This is a genomic window from Escherichia sp. AM3 (genome assembly GCF_032029835.1).
Lineage (GTDB): Bacteria > Pseudomonadota > Gammaproteobacteria > Enterobacterales > Enterobacteriaceae > Escherichia > Escherichia coli.
Genome location: NZ_JAVUPQ010000013.1, coordinates 52,513 through 73,106, shown reverse-complemented (window position 1 = coordinate 73,106; position 20,594 = coordinate 52,513). Strand labels below are relative to the sequence as shown.

Sequence of the window (20,594 nt, the reverse complement as noted above, 5' to 3'; positions counted from 1 at the left end):
GAATTTGACCCAGGAAAGCATAACTCGATACCCGTCATAGTTCATGAGGTTGCCACTGCGCGATGAAGTATGACGAGTATGAAAGAGTGATGCGGATACAAAGGAGTAACTATGTTTCATCTCGATACTTTAGCAACGCTTGTTGCCGCAACGCTGACGTTGCTGCTCGGGCGTAAGTTGGTCCATTCCGTCTCCTTTTTGAAGAAATACACCATACCGGAACCTGTTGCGGGTGGTTTGTTGGTGGCGCTAGCGCTACTGGTACTGAAAAAAAGCATGGGCTGGGAAGTCAACTTTGATATGTCCCTGCGCGATCCGTTAATGCTGGCTTTCTTCGCCACCATTGGCCTGAACGCCAACATTGCCAGTTTGCGTGCCGGTGGGCGTGTGGTTGGCATCTTCTTGATTGTGGTTGTTGGTCTGTTGGTGATGCAAAATGCCATTGGCATTGGTATGGCTAGCCTGTTAGGGCTTGATCCGCTGATGGGGCTGTTGGCCGGTTCTATTACGCTTTCCGGCGGTCACGGTACGGGCGCTGCGTGGAGTAAATTGTTCATTGAACGTTATGGCTTCACCAATGCGACAGAAGTGGCGATGGCCTGTGCAACGTTCGGTTTGGTGCTGGGCGGCTTGATTGGCGGTCCGGTAGCGCGCTATCTGGTGAAACACTCCACCACGCCGAACGGTATTCCGGATGACCAGGAAGTCCCGACGGCGTTTGAAAAGCCGGATGTGGGCCGCATGATCACCTCGTTGGTGCTGATTGAAACTATCGCGCTGATTGCTATCTGCCTGACGGTGGGGAAAATTGTTGCGCAACTTTTGGCTGGCACTGCTTTTGAACTGCCGACCTTCGTCTGTGTACTGTTTGTTGGCGTGATTCTGAGCAACGGTCTGTCAATGATGGGCTTTTACCGCGTCTTTGAGCGTGCGGTATCCGTGCTGGGTAACGTAAGCTTGTCGTTGTTCCTGGCGATGGCGTTGATGGGGCTGAAACTGTGGGAGCTGGCTTCGCTGGCGCTGCCGATGCTGGCGATTCTGGTGGTACAGACCATCTTCATGGCGTTGTATGCCATCTTCGTTACCTGGCGCATGATGGGCAAAAACTACGATGCGGCAGTGCTGGCTGCGGGTCACTGTGGTTTTGGCCTCGGTGCAACGCCAACGGCAATCGCCAACATGCAGGCGATCACTGAACGTTTTGGCCCGTCGCACATGGCGTTTTTGGTGGTGCCGATGGTCGGTGCGTTCTTTATCGATATCGTCAATGCGCTGGTAATTAAGTTGTATTTGATGTTGCCGATTTTTGCCGGTTAACCGATAAAGCGGCGGTAGAAGTGCCGCCGCAACAAAGACAAATGCCTGATACGCTTCGCTTATCAAGCCTGCGTATTGATTCATAATTTATTGAATTTGTAGGGTGATGAATCGCATCCGGCAGGAAGGTAGGGTAACCTGAAATGGCGGTCTTCTCACTGCCGCCTTTTACGCATTCGAGTAACGTTCCGTCTCCGGCATCCAGCGTTCTATCAGGGCTTTTGCCTGTTGTGGGTAACGTTCGTGAATATGGCGTGCCAGGCGCTGAACTTCCGGGATCATCGCCTGATCGCGCAGTAAATCCGCCACTTTAAATTCAGCATTACCCGTCTGACGCGTGCCTAACAATTCGCCAGGGCCGCGAATCTCCAGATCTTTTTGCGCAATCACAAAACCGTCGTTACTGTCGCGCAGCACTTGCAGGCGAATTTGCGCCGTTTTAGAAAGCGGCGTTTTGTAGAGCAGCACGCAGTGAGAAGCCACCGCGCCACGACCTACGCGCCCGCGCAGCTGGTGTAACTGCGCCAGACCCAGACGCTCCGGGTTTTCGATAATCATCAGACTGGCGTTAGGCACATCAACGCCGACTTCAATAACGGTTGTGGCAACCAGCAGGTGTAGCTCACCTTGTTTAAACGACGCCATCACCGCCTGTTTCTCGGCAGGTTTCATCCGCCCGTGTACCAGGCCAACGTTCAACTCTGGTAGCGCCAGTTTCAACTCTTCCCAGGTAGCTTCCGCCGCCTGCGCTTCCAGCAATTCCGACTCTTCAATCAACGTACAAACCCAGTATGCCTGACGACCTTCAGTTATGCAGGCGTGGCGCACGCGGTCAATAATGTCGGTACGGCGGGTATCAGGAATAGCGACCGTAGTCACTGGCGTGCGGCCTGGCGGCAGCTCATCTATCACCGAGGTATCGAGATCAGCATACGCAGTCATTGCCAGCGTTCGGGGGATCGGCGTGGCGGTCATGATCAACTGATGAGGATGGAAGCCTTGCTGCTGGCCTTTCTCCCATAACGCCAGACGCTGATGCACGCCAAAACGATGCTGTTCGTCGATAATCACCAGCGCCAGGCCGTTAAACAGCACCTGTTCCTGGAAGATGGCGTGTGTACCGACAATCATCTGCACCTGACCGCTGGCGATAGCTTCCTGCTGTGCCAGCCGCGCTTTACCTTTCTGCTTACCGGCGAGCCAGCCCACTTCGATACCAAGCGGTGCAAACCAGTTACGGAAGTTATTGGCGTGCTGTTCGGCGAGTAATTCGGTTGGTGCCATCAATGCCACCTGTTTGCCGTGGGCAATCGCACGCAGCGCGGCGAGGGCAGCGACCAGCGTTTTACCGGAACCTACATCGCCCTGTACCAGGCGCATCATCGGCACATCCAGCGCCAAATCGCGCTCGATCTCCGCCACCACGCGAGCCTGAGCGCCCGTTGGCTTGAACGGTAAGGCGGCAAGAAGTTTATTTTTCAGCGTGTCATTGGCGCTCAGCGGCTGGGCATGGAAACGTTGCGCTCCGGCGCGTAAGGCTAACATGCTGAGGTTATGCGCCAGCAGTTCTTCCAGAATCAGACGACGTTGCGCCGGATGCTGTCCGGTTTCCAGATCGCTAAGCTGCAAAGTCGGTGGCGGGCGATGCAAAGTGCGCAACGCTTCTGGCAGCGTCATCATTCCTTGTGACAGTTCCGGCGGCAGGAGTTCTTCAATGGCGCAGGTGTCGAGCAGATCCAGCGCCTGGTCGGTTAATTTACGCAGCGTGGCCTGCTTTACGCCTTCCGTAGTTGGGTAAACCGGCGTGAGCGTTTCCTGTAACTCTGGCGTGCTGAGATCGCCTTGCACGCGGTATTCCGGGTGGATCATCTCCGCACCATATTTACCGCGCTTTGCTTCTCCATAAGCCAGTACACGGCGGCCCGCCGCCAGGCTATTTTTCATTGCCGCGCTGAAATTGAAAAAGCGCATGGTGAGGATGCCGGAACCGTCGCTGATCTGGCAGGTCATCATCCGCCGACCGCCGAAGGAGATATTGCAGTTCAGCACTTCGCCTTCCACCGTGGCATAAACGCCCGGCAGTAGTTCTCCGATGGGGTAGAGATGGGTGCGATCTTCGTAGCGCAGGGGAAGGTGTAAGAGTAGATCCTGCACGGTATGCAGGTTGATTTTCGCCAGTTTGTTACTAAGTGCTGCGCCAACGCCCGTTAGGGAACTGAGTGGGACAGCATCTAACAGGCGACCTTTCATGGCACTTACCCTGCAGCCTGCATAGTAGCCCACCAGTCGGCATCAGCTTCGATCTCGCCTTGCTGATTGACGTGGGGATAAGGCAGGCCTTTGCGTTTTGCGACTTTCGCCAGCACCGGATAGCCGCCTTCAAACAACAGGCGTTGTTGCTCTGCTTCCGGCAACATGCTGTTTTCACGCAGGTACATGCCTGCATTTTGCCGCTGACGCTGGGCTTCGTAAAGAATGAGGGCTGAGGCAACGGAAACATTCAGCGACTGCACCATGCCGATCATCGGAATGATGATGTCCTGATCCGCCAGGGCCAATGCTTCCTGCGTGATGCCCGTTTTCTCCTGTCCCATCAAAATGCAGGTCGGGCGAGTGTAATCAATTTCGCGGAAATCGACAGCGTTATCAGAAAGATGGGTTGCCAGAATCTGCATGCCCTGGCCTTTGAGATGAGCGACGGCATCGCCAATGGTGCGGTGTGTTTTCACCTGTACCCAGCTGTTACTACCCGCCGCTGCCGAAGCCATGGTGCGCATGCGGCTACCAGGCCAGACGGCGTGAACTTCATGTACGCCAACGGCATCTGCGGTACGAATAATCGCAGAAACGTTATGAGGTTTGTGGACCTGCTCCATGCAGACGGTCAGATCAGGCTGCCGCCTGGCGAGCATTTCGCAGATGCGTGCATAACGTGTTGGGTTCATAAAACATTAATTTCGGTTTCGGGTGACTTTAATCACGTCTGGCATCACGCGGATTTTGCGCATGATATTCGCCAGATGCACACGGTCACGAGCGGTCAGACGAATAAAGGCGCTGTAGACGCGACCATCTTTCTCTTCCGTATTCAAACTTTGAATATTCGAAGTCGTGGTGTTAATTGCCGCCGTCAGGTTTGCCAGCGCACCCTGATGATTGAACATCTCCACCTTGATTTCGGTGATGAACTCCTGCGCCGTCTCTTTATCCCATTCCACAGCCATAAACTTCTCTGGCTCTTTCTGGTAGCCACGGATATTACGGCAGGATTCATGGTGGATCACCAGACCTTTACCGGGGCTGACGTGGGCGATAATCGGGTCGCCAGGAATAGGGCGGCAGCATTTCGCAAAGGTGATCAGCACGCCATCGGCACCTTTAATGGGCAGATGTCCGTGGCTTTGGGTTGCCGGTGGAATGGAGGCGTCCCCATGTTGCAGATTTTTCGCGACCACCACGCTCATTGCGTTACCAAGTCCGATTTCTGCCAGCAGATCGTCAAGCGTTGCCAGCTTCATGCGATCCAGCTCGCGCTGAATATTTTCCTGCGGGATTTCATTCAGCTTACGGCTACCACCCAAAGCATGGTTGAGCAGACGACGGCCCAGGCTTACAGAATCATCACGCTTGAGGTTTTTCAGCAACTGACGAATTTTGGCGCGCGCTTTCGAGCTAACGACAAAGTTCAGCCACGCGGCATTCGGGCGAGCGCCCGGAGCGGTAATGATTTCAACGGTTTGACCGCTGGTAAGCGGCTGCGACAGCGGGTAAGGCTGGCGGTCAACGCGTGCGCCCACGCAGGCATGGCCGATATCGGTATGCACTGCATAAGCGAAGTCGACGGGCGTTGCACCGGCAGGCAGCTCGACAATGCGCCCTTCCGGTGTGAAAACGTAAATCTCATCCGGGAAGAGATCGGATTTAACGCTCTCGATAAATTCAAACGAACTACCGGCGCTCTGTTGCAGCTCCAGCAGGCTTTGCATCCAGCGCTGGGCGCGGATTTGTGCGGTAGTACTGGTTTCGCCGTGCTCTTTATAAGCCCAGTGCGCGGCAACACCCATCTCCGCCATCTGGTCCATATCTTCGGTACGGATCTGGACCTCAACCGGCACACCGTGCGGGCCGATCATCGAGGTGTGCAAAGACTGATAGCCGTTCGCTTTTGGAATGGCGATATAGTCTTTCACGCGGCCCGGACGCGGCTTGTACAGGCTGTGCATCTGGCCCAGCACGCGATAACAGGTGTCAGAATCATTGACGATCACGCGGAAAGCGTAGATGTCCATGATCGAGTGAAAACGCTGCTCTTTGAGCACCATTTTGCAGTAAATCGAATAAAGATGCTTCTCGCGACCACTGACGCGGCACGGTATTCCCGCTTCCTGCAAACGCCCTTCGATTTCAGAAAGAATCTTCTGGATCATCTCTTTACGGTTGCCGCGCGCGGCTTTCACCACTTCTTTGATTACGCGATAACGGTTGGGATACAGCGCCTCAAAACCCAGCTCTTCGAGTTCGGTTTTAATGTGGTGGATACCTAAACGGTGCGCCAGCGGGCTATAAATTTCGAGAGTTTCACGGGCGATGCGGCGACGTTTGTCCGGGCGAAGTGAGCCCAGCGTGCGCATGTTGTGGGTACGGTCGGCAAGTTTGATGAGGATGACGCGGATATCCTGCACCATCGCCATAATCATCTTGCGAAAGTTTTCGGCCTGCGCCTCTTTCTTATCGCGGAACTTGAGTTTATCAAGTTTCGACACCCCCTCTACCAGCTCGGCGACGCTTTTACCAAAAAGCTGTTCCATATCCTGGTAGGTGGCGGGAGTATCTTCAATCACGTCATGCAGCAGCGCCGCCATCAGCGTTTCATAGTCGAGTTTCATCTCGGCCAGAATGCAGGCAACCGCTACCGGGTGCGTGATATAGGGTTCACCGCTTGAACGTGTTTGCCCCTCGTGAGCATCACGTGCAACGAGATACGCCTGCCGCAGACGCTTGATTTGGTCTTCCGGCAGGTAGGTTTGAATCAGTTGATTCAGGCTTTCAAACAGATACAAGGGCGACCCGCTTTGTGATTAACGACGACCTTCAGCAATAGCGGTAACGGCTTGTAATTCAGCGGCTTCCTGCTCTTGCTGTTCCTGGCGTTCGCGAACGTCGAGGATCTGGTTGTTGATCAGACCTTCTTCGATTTCGCGCAGCGCGATTACAGTGGTTTTATCGTTTTCTTCCGGTACCAGCGGATCCTTTCCGCCTACCTGCATCTGACGAGCGCGACGCGCGGCGACCAGTACCAGGTCAAAACGGTTACCAATTTTCTCTACAGCGTCCTGAACAGTTACGCGTGCCATACTTAAAAAGCTCCACAGGTGAAGAAATGACTGGGCATGATACTGAAATCAGGTTCAGTCTGCCAACAATTTGCTGATTAAAGCGTCATGACGCTGCTTTTGGCGGCTCATGCGCAGACGTTCGGCGCGAATAATGGTCTTCAAATCGGTCAACGCGGTATCGAAGTCATCATTCACAATCAGGTAATCATATTCGGCGTAATGGCTCATTTCTGCAACAGCTTGCGCCATACGCTTTGCAATGACCTCTTCGCTGTCCTGACCGCGACCGCGTAGACGGCGGTCCAGTTCAATTTTAGACGGCGGTAAAATAAAGATACTCCGCGCGTGCGGCATCTTCTGGCGAATTTGCTGCGCGCCCTGCCAGTCGATATCGAGAAAAACATCGACACCGGTCGCCAGTACTTGCTCAATGGCCTCACGCGAAGTGCCATAGTAATTACCAAAAACTTCTGCGTGTTCGAGGAACGCATCTCTGCTAATCATTTCTTTAAATTCATCATGATTAACAAAGAAATAATGTTCACCGTGGACTTCACCAGGACGCGGTTGGCGTGTGGTGTGTGAAACAGAAACCTGGGTGTCATACAACGGTTGGGTTTTTAATAAAGCCTGAATCAGGCTGGATTTACCCGCGCCACTGGGGGCAGAAACAATATAAAGCGTGCCTTGAGCCATGAGTATCTTTCGTATGTGATTAGCGAAATAAAGCCTACATACGAGCTTATTATACACGGCGCGGTCATGTGACGTAGCCCTTGCTCACACTTTTTGCGCAAAGTTGTTGCGTTTTGCGTAGCTGCTTCCGCATTTGCCTGTCATTCACTGCAATAAAGACGATTTTCAGGAAGCGTCCTCGCAGACTCCGTTTTTGCCACTCGGCTTTGCTTTCATCACGTTGTATATCTGCCTGACTACCTACAGCGGAGGTGATGATGAAAGTATGGATGGCGATATTAATAAGTATCTTGTGCTGGCAATCATCTGTGTGGGCGGTCTGTCCGGCCTGGTCGCCAGCCAGAGCACAGGAAGAAATTTCCCGCCTGCAACAGCAAATAAAACAGTGGGACGATGACTACTGGAAGGAAGGAAAAAGTGAGGTGGAAGACGGTGTTTACGATCAGTTAAGCGCCCGTCTTACGCAGTGGCAACGCTGCTTTGGGAGCGAGCCCCGCGACGTGATGATGCCGCCTTTAAATGGTGCGGTTATGCATCCGGTTGCCCATACGGGTGTACGCAAAATGGTGGATAAAAACGCATTAAGTCTGTGGATGCGAGAACGTAGCGATCTTTGGGTGCAGCCAAAAGTTGATGGCGTTGCGGTAACCCTGGTTTATCGGGACGGGAAACTGAACAAAGCAATCAGTCGCGATAATGGCCTGAAAGGCGAGGACTGGACGCAGAAAGTTAGCTTAATTTCCGCTGTGCCGCAAACCGTTAGCGGGCCTTTAGCCAACAGTACGCTTCAGGGGGAAATATTTCTCCAGCGCGAGGGGCATATCCAACAACAAATGGGGGGAATAAATGCCCGCGCAAAAGTTGCTGGCTTGATGATGCGCCAGGACGATAGCGACACGCTGAATTCTCTGGGCGTTTTTGTCTGGGCATGGCCGGATGGACCGCAGTTAATGTCTGATCGTTTAAAAGAGCTGGCTACCGCAGGTTTTACTCTAACGCAGACGTATACCCGTGCGGTGAAAAATGCTGATGAAGTTGCGCGCGTACGCAATGAGTGGTGGAAAGCGGAATTACCCTTCGTCACCGATGGCGTAGTTGTACGAGCGGCGAAAGAGCCAGAATCCCGCCATTGGCTACCGGGCCAGGCAGAGTGGCTGGTGGCCTGGAAATATCAACCTGTAGCTCAGGTTGCCGAAGTGAAGGCAATTCAGTTTGCGGTGGGTAAGAGCGGTAAAATATCGGTGGTTGCGTCACTCGCACCTGTCATGCTGGATGATAAAAAAGTCCAGCGGGTGAATATTGGTTCCGTCAGGCGCTGGCAGGAGTGGGATATTGCGCCTGGTGATCAGATTCTCGTCAGCCTTGCCGGTCAGGGTATTCCTCGCATTGATGATGTGGTGTGGCGCGGTGCAGAACGTACAAAACCGACACCGCCAGAAAACCGCTTTAACTCGTTGACCTGCTACTTTGCTTCTGATGTTTGTCAGGAACAGTTCATTTCACGCTTAGTCTGGCTGGGGGCAAAACAGGTTCTTGGGCTGGATGGCATTGGTGAGGCCGGCTGGCGCGCGCTGCATCAGACTCATCGCTTTGAGCATATCTTTTCCTGGCTTTTATTAACGCCAGAGCAATTACAGAACACGCCGGGGATCGCGAAAAGTAAAAGTGCGCAGCTATGGCATCAGTTTAATCTGGCTCGTAAGCAGCCTTTTACTCGCTGGGTGATGGCAATGGGAATACCGCTAACCCGGGCGGCGCTTAATGCCAGTGATGAACGGTCCTGGTCGCAACTTTTATTTAGCACGGAGCAGTTCTGGCAGCAGCTGCCGGGCACTGGATCGGGGCGCGCCAGACAGGTTATTGAATGGAAGGAAAATGCGCAAATCAAGAAGCTGGGCAGTTGGCTGGCTGCCCAGCAGATCACAGGTTTTGAACCTTAGTGTCCTTCGTGGCTGTAGTAAAAGACCGGTAATCCCAGCTTAAGGCGTAGCGCCAGTAAGCGGGCAAAAAAGCCGAATACCAGGGTGGAGATAATTACCACATCATGATTAGAAACATAGTGTTGCAGCGCGATGTACAGCACGGCGGAGGCAAATGAGACACCGGCATACAACTCTTTCTGGAATACCAGTGGGATGCGTTTACAGAACATATCGCGCAAAACGCCGCCAAACACGCCGGTGGTTACCGCCGCGACAACGGCAATAATTGGGCCGTGCCCCATATCCAGTGCAACCTGTGCCCCGATGATAGAAAAGACCACCAGTCCGAGCGCATCGAGCACCAGAAACACTTTGCGCAGGTAAGGCATTACAGGAGCAACGATAGTGGTGAGTACTGCGGCGGTAGCGACGATAATCACATATTCCGGGTGTTTGACCCAGCCGAGCGGATAGTGGCCCAGCAGAATATCGCGCACTGACCCTCCGCCAATTGCGGTGGCGGTCGCAATAATAATTACGCCAAATGTATCCATGCGCCGTCGTCCGGCCGCCAGCGCCCCCGTCATGGCTTCGGCAGTAATGCCAACCAAATACAAAATGTGTAACAGCATGGTTCTCTCCCTAAAAATCTGTCTGGCAGGGTAGCGATTTGTGCGCATTGTCACGATTGAGATTTTTTAAGGTGAGGGGAAATTGATAACTTGTAGTTATGTGAAATCGCTATTTTCTGTAGCAGAGATGCATTCTTCTGACTTCTTGTCTGAGAAAATGCATAAGAAAAAATAGGTTAAAACTGAGGGGGGAAAAGAAAGGTGCAATATTTAGCCATTGTGTTCACTGCACCTGGACCTTGGCTTACGCATCGGGTGTCTCAATCAACAAAAAGAGTTTTTAGTTTCTGCTATTTCTTCTCTGTAATTTTTACACTGTTTTCCAACTGCTTGATGCTGACCTGCGGGGTCGGCAACTCCTCAGGCATGGTTCCGCCAAGTTCCTGAATGGTTTGCCTCACCTTGCTACCCACGTCAAAGTGTGTGGTATTAGCTTGCTGTTTTGAATTCACGCCATCCCGCTTGAGTTTTTCTTCTGTTTGGGTAGCTCGAAAGAGATTAGCCGCCAGTTCTGTTGAACCCATATGATCCAGGATCTTCTGACTCTTTTTCAGCCCCTTCAGTTGGTGGATGGCTTTCTGATCTAATCCACCATACAGCCCTTGGTAACCATGATTCTGAAATATGGCGAAATCAGTAGCTGTCGCTACCCCAGCTTGCTGTGCTGCCTCAACCAATTGTTTGTTATGTTCTTTCAATTCATTTCTCAGAAAAAGACGCTTTTCGTCTTCACGAAGTTACCTGAAAGCTTCATCGTCAGCCAGCTCCTGCCGTCGGGTCTGGATAGCAAAATAAGTTTGCCCTGCCGCAATAACCGGTTTCGCAGGGTCGCCGTTTTGTACTACCAGGTAACAGGCATAGCGGGAGAGATGAACATCTTCAAGTTCTCGTTGAGCCCCTGAACCTAATACAACCATTTTGGTGGTTTCAACGAAATGGTCAGATGCAGCTTGATTGCTGGCTTCGCACGCTTGAGTCGCGCGGGCCAGTACCTTTTGAAAATTGCGCCAGTCCCGATAATCCAGTAACGGTGCCAATTCTCTAGCTGACCAAAATTCTTGCCCTTCAGTGCCATAATGCCGTATTTCTTCAAAAGGTTGATGATGTTCGTTCATTGCCCACTCCATGTGATATCGATTGCAAAGAAAGTAAATCTGTAACTGTATTTATATACAGTTGTGAGTATCTCACGTTCTCAGTGTGCTGGGCAAAAAAACATCGCAAAATCTGGAGCAGGCACGCAAAACAGAATTGAAGTTGCGGGGAAGAAAAATGCCGCTCTGTTTGAGTGGGCGGCATTTGTGAAGGCTGAAAAGTAAGAATTAGTGTTACGAGTTACTCAATATTGAATTTGTTTATTGAGTAGTGGCTTTAAATGCCCGTGGTTGCCGTGTTTCTTGTAATGCGTTTTCTCATTGGGTACACGCTTGTGTACACGGTATTTTGAGGTGCTGCCTTTTACTGCTCATTTTATGCTCTTATGCTTGCTGTTCTGGCCTCTTATCTTTTGCACCTTGTTGTATGATACCTCTATCCCACAATAAGGAATCCACCAGCCATGAGAATGACCAGCCGCAAAAAAGAGATACTCAGTTACTTTGAGCCGGATAGCCTCGATTGGGTGACGGGTGAGATTGGCGCTCCTCCGTTCGATGTGTCGGGCGTGGCGTACCTGCTTCACGGCATGGGGTCGTTCGATAAGCGTCACCAGCTCGAATCAACCCGGCGCACACTGGAAAGCATGGTTGCTGGTGGACTGCTTGAGCGGGTGACAGTGTATGAATCGCGCCAGATACGGCGCGGCGGTGAGACTAACGCAACGGTCGTGCGCTACGGTTTACCCGGTCAGTGCGCTGTTATGCGCGATACTGGCGGCGCTGATAACGCAATATCAGGCGAATATATGCGGGTCAGTTAAGAGCCTGCAATCTGTCGTTGATGCTGCTCAGGTCGTAAACCCGGCGTTCAATATCCAGCATCAGGAAATTGTGGATCTCGGCCTGCTCAGGATTATCAGACTCTCTGGCCTGTAATAGCAATTCATTGTAACCATGCAAGCCGCCTGAGTTTTCCGCCGGGGTGGTGCCTTTCCCACGCAGGCAGCTAATGGGCTGATTGCTCGTATCGTGTGTTTGCTTCTCCAGCACAATGACGCAATCCCACCAGTCGCCAAAGTCATACGTGTAAACCAGCTTGTCACCATCATTCTGGAGCGCTGCCCATAGTGGTGTGATTGCCGCATTACCCATGCTTTCATCCTCACCCCATACGCGATACTCGCTACCGGGATCACCTTTACGCCCTTTCTCGAACATATACAGGTGTTCGTCATTCCAGCCAAAAGCCAACTGGATCACCGCGTGAAGTTCACTAAAGGGGATTTGCTCTGGAACCAGCACACGCCGCCATATAGGTGGTTTGCTGTCTCGGATGGTTATCTTTAGCTGGTACATGCAAATCCTGAATAAATGCGAATCGGAAGGATAACGATACTGACGCACTCACAATTCTGTAAAGGTGAATAAAGGTAATTTGCTTAATAAGCATAAGTTACATGCGGAATAATCCCGTATCTACCTGCGTGGCGCTGGCTTCTTCCACTGGTAGGCAGGCGCTCGCATCATCTCCCCGAACCGTTTGCGCCGGGCTGTATCAGCTTCAATAATGCGCTCCATTTCCCGAACCTCTGCCGGGGTAAGCTGGTGGCCTTCATGCTCCAGTTTAGCGGCTGTGATTGCGGCTATCTGCTGTGGTGTCATGGTTGCCCCTGTTGCGTAGTTTTGGGCGATCAATATACTGTCCAAAACATAATTGCGCCGGGTATTAGTCTGTCCGCTCTCAAACGCCCTTTTGGGCGTTTTGCTTTTACAGCTTCGGGCCAATATCTTTGGCAGCTTTCCCCGTCTTACGCTCAATCACGCCCGTGATATAGCTGCGCGTTCTGTTTCTCACTGGCTGGCCTCCTGCGAATTACTGCGCATTAACTGCGATCTGCGCAAAAAATGAATGAGAGATAATAAGCGTTTTTCTGCGTACTGCGCACCAGTGGCGCGAACCAGAATATTTTGGACTGCCTAAATCGAATATGGCTTCCAGCCCGCTACTGGCGCGGTTCTCTCTTCATATGGGCTTTGAGTCTGTCCAGTACAGTCCAGTATTTCAACATTGGTGACTATACGGATTGCTAACATGCGCCGCTTTTTTTAACCCTTCGCAGATCCCGCCTTGCTTGCATTGAAACGGCTCTCGCTAATCTCAGCTCAAGCCGTGCGATTCTGTCGGCATGTAGCCCCATGAGTCCGTTAATCAATGTCATCTCGCGCCATTCTTCTGTTCCCGGCGTCGGATTATTCGCCAGTAATAGCCCGTATCTCTCAGCCAGCATGAGGTTTCTTGCACGATTTCGCACCAGCGGAGAAAGCGCCTCTCCCCCCTCAAATGGGAAGAATGCCCGCCGACTGCGTTCGCCATGTTTGACGGCATTAGTATTGCCCAATGGTGCGCCTGCGCCTTTCCGCTTGCCACCCCATCCCGATCTTGATTGTTGGCTATTTTTTTTCATTTAACGGCTCACTGTGCGCATTTTTGTGCGCAAAAACCTTAACAAACCCTAACAATACCTTAATAAAACTGTATATCTAACTTCCGCCATCTACTGCGAACTGATAGCGCCCAAGCCAGAAATATCAAGCCTCTCCACCATTTTGCGAATGCGCAATTCGCGCTTACAAATTACTGCGAATTCGCAATTTCTGTACGCAATGCCACCGTTAGCATTTGTCAGGTAGTACGCACGTTGAATACGCAGTTTTGCTGCGCACTGCGTACCAGTGGAACGAACCAGATATTTAGGACGTCCTGAATCACGATTTGGCTTCCAGCCCGCTACTGGCGCGGGTCTGGCGCTGCTAGGGTTTTAAATCCGTACTAAACAGTACTAAATTTTCCGCCGTTTGGGTGCGAAACTTACTGCGAACCATCGCCCCCGCTGGTGGTATGCCGTTGCCTCTTGCCGCCATTTAACCGGAAGGCGTTACCGTTCGGTTGCGCTATCCCCATGCGGTGCTGAGTTTCGGTGACAGCTTTATGCAGGTCGCCAAAGTCCTCAACCTTCACGGGCGGGCGCTTCACGTTCTCCAGACACGTTTCACGGCGGCGCTTTATCCATTCCCGATCATCGTCCTCGGTGCATAACAGCATGACTTCCATCCATCGCGCGGCGGCGCGTCGGTACAGCCCTTTTGCTTCCAGATCCTCAGCTTTGCTGTCGTTTACCATGTTCACCCCCCTCAGAATGGCGTTTCATCGTCGAATGGTGGGCGCTGGTCAAAATCATCAGGGGTGTTATATAGCTCCCATCCCGGCGCGGATTGCGTTTCGTGGCCCCTGCTGGCTCCACTTGCTTTGACTGACTCGGCCCGCTTCCCGCCGGGGCGTACCGTTCTGGCGCTGATCACGCTGTCGGCTACTACCTGATACCCCTGCTGTGTACCGCCATCCTTGCCCGCCCACTGATTGACCTGCATCGCTCCGGCAACACTGACTAAATCGCCTTTAACGTGTCCTGCCAGTGCGTCGGCCTGTTTGCCGAATGCCACCACGCCCAGCCAGAAAGTAACCTCTCCGCCCTCTGCTGCATGGCAAGGCAGTGCCACCGCTAAACGCCCCATTGTCATGCTGCCGCCGCTGTTTGTCGTTCTGGTCTGGGGATCTGCCACCAGCCGCCCGTAGGCTGATATCTGTGCTGTCATTTTGCGAATACCTCGAATTATTAGTTTTGCTAATGAAGATTGCCCGGCACCGTCTTATTGTGGGACACCTTCGCCAGATTTTTTTGTATATAAACAAAAATAGTGTTGTCTCTGTTGTCTTTGTTGTCTCACGGCTCTACAGGCCGCGCCACGTCTGGGTTTTGCTGAGACAACATTTGCAATTTCGTGTTGTCTCACCCGGCATAAATGTTGTCTCACTGCCTGCCGGACTAAAAACACACGTTCGCCCTGTTGTCTCAAAATGGCTAAATGTTGTCTCAATGTTGTCTCAAAAATTAAAATAAAATCCTTATAAATCAATGTAACTTACAAAATGAGACAACAAAGACAACAGAGACAACACTAAAACTACGTATGTGAAAAAAGATTATTCTTCTGGCTGGCTGCTTTCCTCATCCATGAAGTTGAGCACATAAACGCGAATTTGCCGCCCTCCTTCCCTTACCCGCCCCTGATAACCTCGCCCGCTCGTTGGTGGTGTTAGCATTCCTGCATTCTTGAGAACTTCGGCAAACTGCCTGACATTAAAACCCCGTGCGATCTCCTGCTCAAATGTTGCCGGGAAGGTGTAGAAAATTATCGGGTCGCCGTCGTGGTTCCCCTTCTTCCTGTACCCGGCTAAATCACGGATGGGTAAATCGCGCGGGTCATAACCCAGCGGCGCGAATCTACTCAGCCCATAGGCATTTAAAAACGCCTCCGTCTGCTCGATGATCTGCTGGTGCTCTTTGTTCCCCGTGCCGAACTCTTTCAGCCATGCGTTATAGGTGTGCTGTATCGCATCCCGGCACGTTTGAGCATCCCAGCCAGTAACCACGCCACCCAGCAGTAAAGCGGCCTCCAGAATGGCGAACCTCGCCCCTACACGGTGAACCTGTTCCCCATAGTCAGCAGGGATTAGACTTCGCCATCGGGCTTCACACTCACGAACGGCATCAATCGCCTGCTGCTGGTGGTCTGAAAGCCATCTAATCCACTCCCGCCCGGCAGCGCCATGATGGTGCTGGTAAGCGTCTTTCAGCGCGTCGGCGTGATCTTTCCCTGTCTGGTGCTCATGAAAGCGCACCGCCTTACTCAGCGGGATATTCAGCAGTCGCACCAGTTGCCCCGCTTTTGTCTTGCGTCCTGCGGTGGCGATGAACGTTTCTAAATCCATTTCCCCGGTGCTGATTGCCACGGTGCGCCAGCGTTTCAGATCCCGGTTGCCTCCTTCCTTTGCTCCCTGCAATTTCCCCACGCCGTTAAACAGGGCATAGGCAGACTGAGAAACGCTTATCGGGTCTGCGCCCTGTCCGACTTCATCCAGCGGCATCAGCCCGTCATTGTGGGCGGCGGCCTCGTTTATCAGCCCCAGCGCCGTCCCATACCACGTCAGGCGCAAGGCATCAGGGTTGCCGTAAAGACTGCTCGCCACGTTCTGCGTGGTTGTTTTCCCGGCGCTCGATTGCTCATAAAAATGAATCCCGAATCCGTCACGATCTGCCACCCCGATTAATGGCGCTGCCAGTGCTGCGGCGATGCCTGTCATCATCGCGTAGTTGCCGTATGCCAGCCGCGCAACACTGTTAAGCCAGCTTTCAGGCGTTCCTGCTACGGTATACCCGGCAGCGGCTGAACTGCGCCCGCTGAACAAAACAGGCCGCTGAGGTGTGCCGATGATTTCCCCGTCCGGCATGATGTATGCCCCACACTGCCAGCCTGTAGCATGAGCAACGCGCCACAATTCACGCGAGCCGCTTCGCTGTAACCAGTCGGCAAGAATCGCCCGTAGGCTGTTTTTCGTTGTGACGTTGACGCCACCAGCTTTCAGGGTGCGCCAGCCTTCACGCTCGCCAATATCAGCCAGCGGGATAGCCGCTGTTGTCCGTATGCCTGCACCGAATGCCAGCCATGAGATAATAAGATACTGATCTTTGTCGTCGCGTCCCGTGCCGATAACCTCCAACGGTGAACATAACCAGCTTTCAGCGTTGATGATCTCCCCGCTTTCCTTGTCCACCTTCGGCGTTACCCAGAAAACGCCATCTTTTCGGCTCTCAATGTGGGGTTTTAGTGGGTCTTTCTCTGGATGGTCAGTTTTACCGCCCTCAATGGCCTGCAATCGTGGTTTAACGGCTTCCCCTTGAATCTGGTACATCGAGTCGTTAAACGCAGCCGTAGCGACTTCCAGCCCGTTTTGCTGGTGGTGGTCGTTCCAGTCGGCTTTGTAGTCTGTCGGCGGCAGTGCCACCCATCCAGCCACGGACAAGGCGGCTTTCTCTGCGGCCTCCCTGCCTGTATTGGCTTCTCCGTTTTGGTGGTGGTCGTTGTCTGCGGCGATGATTATTTGTGCCTGTGGATACTTCCGGCGCATCACTTCGGCAACGGGTAGCAGGTTGCCCGCGTCAATTGCTGCCACTGCCAGCGCGTCCGGGCGCATCAGGTGAACTGAAAGGGCCGTCGCCAGCCCCTCGGCAATTAAAACGCTCTGCGGCGATTCTGGCGCGTTTACGGCGTGATATGCCCCGCGCTTTGCCGAACCCGTCAGAAGTCGCTTTTCTCCATGCGGTGTAATGGTCTGCGCTGCTGCCACTGCGCCGGATTCATCCACCAGCTCCAGCAATAACGAACCATCTGGCATTAGCGGGTAATTAAACCCGGTCAGCCCTTTTGATTGCAGGTACTCAGCTTCGCCCTGTATGGCTCTCTGGCGCATTCCGGCATACAGACGGGAAAACGTAGCCCGGCGCTGCTCTGCGTCCTCTGCGGCCTTTTTCTGTCGCTCCTGCTCATGCCGCTGGCGGTCTGCAGCTAACTGCGTCTGTCTCTGGCTGGCAGCGTCTGGTGCTGGTTCTGCGGCCCGGTAATCAATACCCAGCACATCAGCGGCAAGGTGCGCCGCCTCCGTGGTGTCGCAGTTGTTAACCCGTTTGATTAAATCCAGCCCATCGCCCGCGCCGCACTGATTGCAGATAAAGCTACCTCGCCCGTTGTCGTCGAATCTGAAACGGTCTTTCCCACCACATGCAGGGCAGGGGGCATGACGGCGCGATGAATCAGGAACGTCGATAGACAGGCCAGCCAGCACATAAGGCCATTTACCAGCGGCGGCGCTGGTCACTTCGCGGATAATGTCGATATTACGCATTCGTATTACCTCCCTCAGTGCGCCGCTGGCATTTCAGGCAAGCCGTTTTCATTCAGATCAGCAATGAATCCATCATGCAGCTCTGCCAGCGTTTCACGTCCGAACGGGGTCAGCTCGCCGCGCTCCGTGTCGATCATGGCCTGATAAAAAACAATGGCGTTCGCCGTTCCCTGCTCAATGCCGTAGCGCTCAATCATTGCGCCCTCGATGTTATTCGCCATCGCCAGACGTTCCGCGAACGGGTAAACCACAATCCCCGCCGTGCCATTGGAGTAAATCGCTACTTTTGACGTTGTGCCGTCAGCCTCCGTGACGGTGGTTGTGCCGTTTTCGCGCTTCATCTCAGAAATGAACGTGGTAGCAATCAGCCAGCGCCACATAGTGACGTTATGCTGCGCGGTAAAGTCGAACCAGCCACGCGCCCCGCCATCAGCAACGGCAAAATGTATGGCGTATCCGATATTTGGCGTATCGTCGTACTCTCCGGCATCAAGGCGGTTTACCGCGCTCTCGTAGCTGATAAGAGCAACCTGCTCATATCCCCCGGCATCATTGCGGGTCATGATATTGACGCCGTGCGGTGTGGCTTCGGCGTGTAATAAGTCGGCATTTCCCGATTTAATGGTCGGTGCGTTGCTCATGCGCTGCCCTCCGCATCAATTCTGGCTATATCGACAATCGTCAGGACTTTACTCAGCCAGCAATACGCGATGGCTGCTTGCTCAACTTCGAGGAGTGGTAATAAATCGGTCATAACGTGAGCCAGCCCATTGCGGGCGCGGGTCATGCGTTCTGCTGTTCGGTCTGCCAGCGTAAAATCATCCGGGTATGATTCTTTGCGAGATAGCATCGCTTCGGCTTCCAGCTCTGCCGGGTGGCGGTAGATGGTATTTATGTTCATGCTGCCACCTCACGAATGCGGGTAATCTGGATGTGGGAAAGGCGTTCATTTCTGGCCTGATTTAGCGCCTCAGCTTTGGCGCTGATCGCGCTGCGGGCGTCAACGATATAAACGAACTCGACTAATTCGCCGCTCCGGGCGGTGGCGCATCCTGCAACACGGAAGTAATTAAGCATGTGCGCCCCCTGTGCGAATACGTCCGGCAAAAAAGCAAACGTGATCCCGCGCCAGAATGCGGCGGGCTTCCTGCTCAGTTTCTGCGGCGATATGGTGAATTTTGGCGGTAATTGTCGGCATGTCGCGGCGAACGGCTGCGATTAACCAGATAAATTGTGGATTTTGGGTAGGGGTAGTAGCCATGATGGCAGCCTCTATACAGTGAATTTTGAATTCACCACCAAGAGACGCCAATCTCAGACTGGTGGTGAGCTGAACAAGGTTGGCGTAACCGGCCTGTATAGACACCGGCCTTCCTTTCGGAAGCCTCATCCAGCCCACCATAATTTGGGTGCGCAGGAATTTTGCCGACAAAAAAACACGCTTAGTGCGTGTCGGCACTATACAGGTTATCGGGACGCCAATCCCGGCACCTGATTTTGCAGGTGCGCTATAACCATAAACCGGGTTGGCGATAGTCGGCAAGCCCTTTTTTATGGACTCGCAAAACTCACCTTCGCGCGTGCGCGTACTGGTCGCAAAACTCGAAAAAAACTTAGGATTTATTAGGATTCGCAGCCCAATTCTCAGCCCAGAAAACGCCTCTAAAATGTCGTCATTTGTCGCAACGGCGCGGCGATGAATGTCAGGTTTTGACAGGTTGTAAGGGTTAACATTTGTTAACAGGCTAGCCAGATTAAAGGCTTCTTTCTGGGCGGCAGGTTCATTCAGTATCACGGCGCACCTCCACGAACTCCTTAACGAATCTCTCCAAAGGCTGAACACATGGCGACTGATAGCCCTCGCGGTAAAAGGTCACTCGGTTATGCTCGACGCGCTGTACGGTCACTACAGCCCCGTGCGAATCCTTGTAACGGCTTCCCGGCATCGGATTATGGTTACGCATGGTTTACCTCCAGACGTTTAGCGAGCCAGCGTTGCGACAGGCGGGTGAGTTCTCCTTTGCGCTGCTCATATTCCATGCCCATATCAATTAACGTGATATTGGTGCTTTCGAGATATGAGAGGTGCTCAAGCTGTTCTGCGTTCATATGGTCGCGAGGTTCGCCAGAATAGCCATTTATCCGCGCCCACTGCTTAGCAGTTAGCCCACCAAGAACGATACGAGAAATCATATTGCTCTCGTTTGTGTAGTGGTGTTGCTGCGTCGTTTTACCCATCTCGGCACGGGCCATATTCAGCGCATCGCACATCGGCTTAAAGTTGTTTGCGGCACTGATACGGGCTTTTAGCTGGCGACGATAGCGGGCGGCGATTTCAGGCACGCTACGCTGTAATTCTTCCTCGCACTGGATGAAATAACGGCGGATAGCGCGGCCCTGTTCGGTGCGTTCGATCATTGCCAGTTCTTTCGCCATTCCGACACTTAACAGATAGTCTTTGCCGGGTCTGCCAGAGTGCTTAATCTTGCTGTAAGCCGCGCCATTCGGGCTTTTCCCCAAATTTGGGGAAATAGTTTTATGGACTGAGTAATCGTGCCCAATGGTGAAGTCATATTCAGAGATGCGATCAGTGATCCATGTAGAGAAGTCTTTTCCCACGCCCAACGCTTTGTGTAACGCTTTTGCGCTAACAATATTGGTTTCACGCCCACCGATATGACCAGGAATAACCGGGACAATTGCGGCAAATTCATTACCGTTAATTGTGCCCTGATAGGCGTTCAGATGAGGGGCGGCCTCAGAAATTAATCTGCTTTTTTCGATGTTCATTT

21 protein-coding genes and 1 pseudogene are annotated in these 20,594 nt (G+C 52.8%); 3 read left to right on the top strand and 19 right to left on the bottom strand.

Annotated features, from left to right (window positions below):
- Positions 1-111 precede the first annotated feature (111 nt).
- Entirely contained in the window at positions 112-1,317 is a 1,206-nt protein-coding gene (gene gltS / locus RTW80_RS08180) for a sodium/glutamate symporter (RefSeq protein WP_000468836.1), read from the top strand.
- 168 nt (positions 1,318-1,485) lie between these two features.
- Here the strand turns inward: gltS and recG are convergent, their stop codons facing one another.
- The 5 genes from recG to gmk are packed head-to-tail and all read right to left on the bottom strand — an operon-like array spanning position 1,486 to position 7,349.
- The gene (gene recG / locus RTW80_RS08175) at positions 1,486-3,567 is read right to left on the bottom strand and encodes an ATP-dependent DNA helicase RecG (RefSeq protein WP_000678417.1); all 2,082 of its coding nucleotides are present in this window, start codon (positions 3,565-3,567) and stop codon (positions 1,486-1,488) included.
- Positions 3,568-3,572: 5 nt separating this feature from the next.
- On the bottom strand, positions 3,573-4,262 hold the full coding sequence (trmH, locus tag RTW80_RS08170; protein WP_001070177.1) for a tRNA (guanosine(18)-2'-O)-methyltransferase TrmH: 690 nt from the start codon (positions 4,260-4,262) through the stop codon (positions 3,573-3,575).
- Positions 4,263-4,268: 6 nt separating this feature from the next.
- Complete coding sequence (gene spoT, locus RTW80_RS08165; protein WP_000280488.1) at positions 4,269-6,377, bottom strand: bifunctional GTP diphosphokinase/guanosine-3',5'-bis pyrophosphate 3'-pyrophosphohydrolase; 2,109 nt, start codon at positions 6,375-6,377, stop codon at positions 4,269-4,271.
- 18 nt (positions 6,378-6,395) lie between these two features.
- Complete coding sequence (gene rpoZ / locus RTW80_RS08160; protein ID WP_000135058.1) at positions 6,396-6,671, bottom strand: DNA-directed RNA polymerase subunit omega; 276 nt, start codon at positions 6,669-6,671, stop codon at positions 6,396-6,398.
- A 54-nt stretch (positions 6,672-6,725) separates the two neighbouring features.
- A complete protein-coding gene (gmk, locus tag RTW80_RS08155) occupies positions 6,726-7,349 on the bottom strand; it encodes a guanylate kinase (RefSeq protein ID WP_001295237.1) in 624 nt (207 codons plus the stop codon).
- Positions 7,350-7,606: 257 nt separating this feature from the next.
- Here gmk and ligB point away from each other — a divergent pair, with 257 nt between their 5' ends.
- Positions 7,607-9,289, top strand: coding sequence for an NAD-dependent DNA ligase LigB (ligB, locus tag RTW80_RS08150; protein WP_063119268.1), 1,683 nt, complete (start codon positions 7,607-7,609; stop codon positions 9,287-9,289).
- Here ligB and RTW80_RS08145 read toward each other — a convergent pair.
- Together RTW80_RS08145 and dinD are read right to left on the bottom strand one after the other, a co-directional pair.
- Positions 9,286-9,903, bottom strand: coding sequence for a trimeric intracellular cation channel family protein (locus RTW80_RS08145; protein WP_000924289.1), 618 nt, complete (start codon positions 9,901-9,903; stop codon positions 9,286-9,288). The two genes, ligB and RTW80_RS08145, sit on opposite strands and share 4 nt — an antisense overlap.
- Before the next feature lie 290 nt (positions 9,904-10,193).
- Positions 10,194-11,018 (bottom strand): annotated as a pseudogene (gene dinD / locus RTW80_RS08140) (DNA damage-inducible protein D).
- A gap of 443 nt (positions 11,019-11,461) precedes the next feature.
- On the opposite strand from dinD, the gene RTW80_RS08135 reads away from it, so the two are divergent.
- Positions 11,462-11,821 (top strand): hypothetical protein, encoded by a 360-nt coding sequence (locus RTW80_RS08135; protein WP_047928919.1) that lies wholly within the window; start codon positions 11,462-11,464, stop codon positions 11,819-11,821.
- Here the strand turns inward: RTW80_RS08135 and RTW80_RS08130 are convergent.
- The 12 genes from RTW80_RS08130 to RTW80_RS08075 all read right to left on the bottom strand — a co-directional run bounded on the left by RTW80_RS08130 (position 11,814) and on the right by RTW80_RS08075 (position 20,592).
- Positions 11,814-12,356, bottom strand: coding sequence for a plasmid pRiA4b ORF-3 family protein (locus tag RTW80_RS08130; protein ID WP_047928918.1), 543 nt, complete (start codon positions 12,354-12,356; stop codon positions 11,814-11,816). The two genes, RTW80_RS08135 and RTW80_RS08130, sit on opposite strands and share 8 nt — an antisense overlap.
- Before the next feature lie 120 nt (positions 12,357-12,476).
- Positions 12,477-12,662: a hypothetical protein gene (locus RTW80_RS08125; protein WP_021548887.1), complete on the bottom strand. Its 186-nt coding sequence runs from the start codon at positions 12,660-12,662 to the stop codon at positions 12,477-12,479.
- A 425-nt stretch (positions 12,663-13,087) separates the two neighbouring features.
- Entirely contained in the window at positions 13,088-13,465 is a 378-nt protein-coding gene (locus RTW80_RS08120; protein WP_021548886.1) for a hypothetical protein, read from the bottom strand.
- Between the two features lie 404 nt (positions 13,466-13,869).
- On the bottom strand, positions 13,870-14,181 hold the full coding sequence (locus RTW80_RS08115; RefSeq protein WP_016244019.1) for a PerC family transcriptional regulator: 312 nt from the start codon (positions 14,179-14,181) through the stop codon (positions 13,870-13,872).
- 11 nt (positions 14,182-14,192) lie between these two features.
- Positions 14,193-14,654, bottom strand: a complete 462-nt coding sequence (locus RTW80_RS08110; RefSeq protein ID WP_016244018.1) for a single-stranded DNA-binding protein — start codon at positions 14,652-14,654, stop codon at positions 14,193-14,195.
- Positions 14,655-15,042: 388 nt separating this feature from the next.
- Positions 15,043-17,802: a TOPRIM and DUF927 domain-containing protein gene (locus RTW80_RS08105; protein ID WP_021548885.1), complete on the bottom strand. Its 2,760-nt coding sequence runs from the start codon at positions 17,800-17,802 to the stop codon at positions 15,043-15,045.
- Between the two features lie 14 nt (positions 17,803-17,816).
- Positions 17,817-18,443 (bottom strand): hypothetical protein, encoded by a 627-nt coding sequence (locus RTW80_RS08100; RefSeq protein ID WP_021548884.1) that lies wholly within the window; start codon positions 18,441-18,443, stop codon positions 17,817-17,819.
- Entirely contained in the window at positions 18,440-18,703 is a 264-nt protein-coding gene (locus tag RTW80_RS08095) for a hypothetical protein (RefSeq protein WP_016244015.1), read from the bottom strand. Before RTW80_RS08095 ends, RTW80_RS08100 begins: the two co-directional genes overlap by 4 nt.
- Positions 18,700-18,879: a hypothetical protein gene (locus RTW80_RS08090; RefSeq protein ID WP_016244014.1), complete on the bottom strand. Its 180-nt coding sequence runs from the start codon at positions 18,877-18,879 to the stop codon at positions 18,700-18,702. Before RTW80_RS08090 ends, RTW80_RS08095 begins: the two co-directional genes overlap by 4 nt.
- Complete coding sequence (locus RTW80_RS31290; RefSeq protein WP_016244013.1) at positions 18,872-19,597, bottom strand: host cell division inhibitor Icd-like protein; 726 nt, start codon at positions 19,595-19,597, stop codon at positions 18,872-18,874. Before RTW80_RS31290 ends, RTW80_RS08090 begins: the two co-directional genes overlap by 8 nt.
- Positions 19,584-19,766, bottom strand: coding sequence for a DUF4222 domain-containing protein (locus RTW80_RS08080; RefSeq protein WP_021548883.1), 183 nt, complete (start codon positions 19,764-19,766; stop codon positions 19,584-19,586). Before RTW80_RS08080 ends, RTW80_RS31290 begins: the two co-directional genes overlap by 14 nt.
- Positions 19,759-20,592: an antA/AntB antirepressor family protein gene (locus RTW80_RS08075; protein ID WP_001565826.1), complete on the bottom strand. Its 834-nt coding sequence runs from the start codon at positions 20,590-20,592 to the stop codon at positions 19,759-19,761. The genes RTW80_RS08080 and RTW80_RS08075 overlap by 8 nt, the downstream gene beginning before the upstream one ends.
- Between the last annotated feature and the right edge of the window lie 2 nt (positions 20,593-20,594).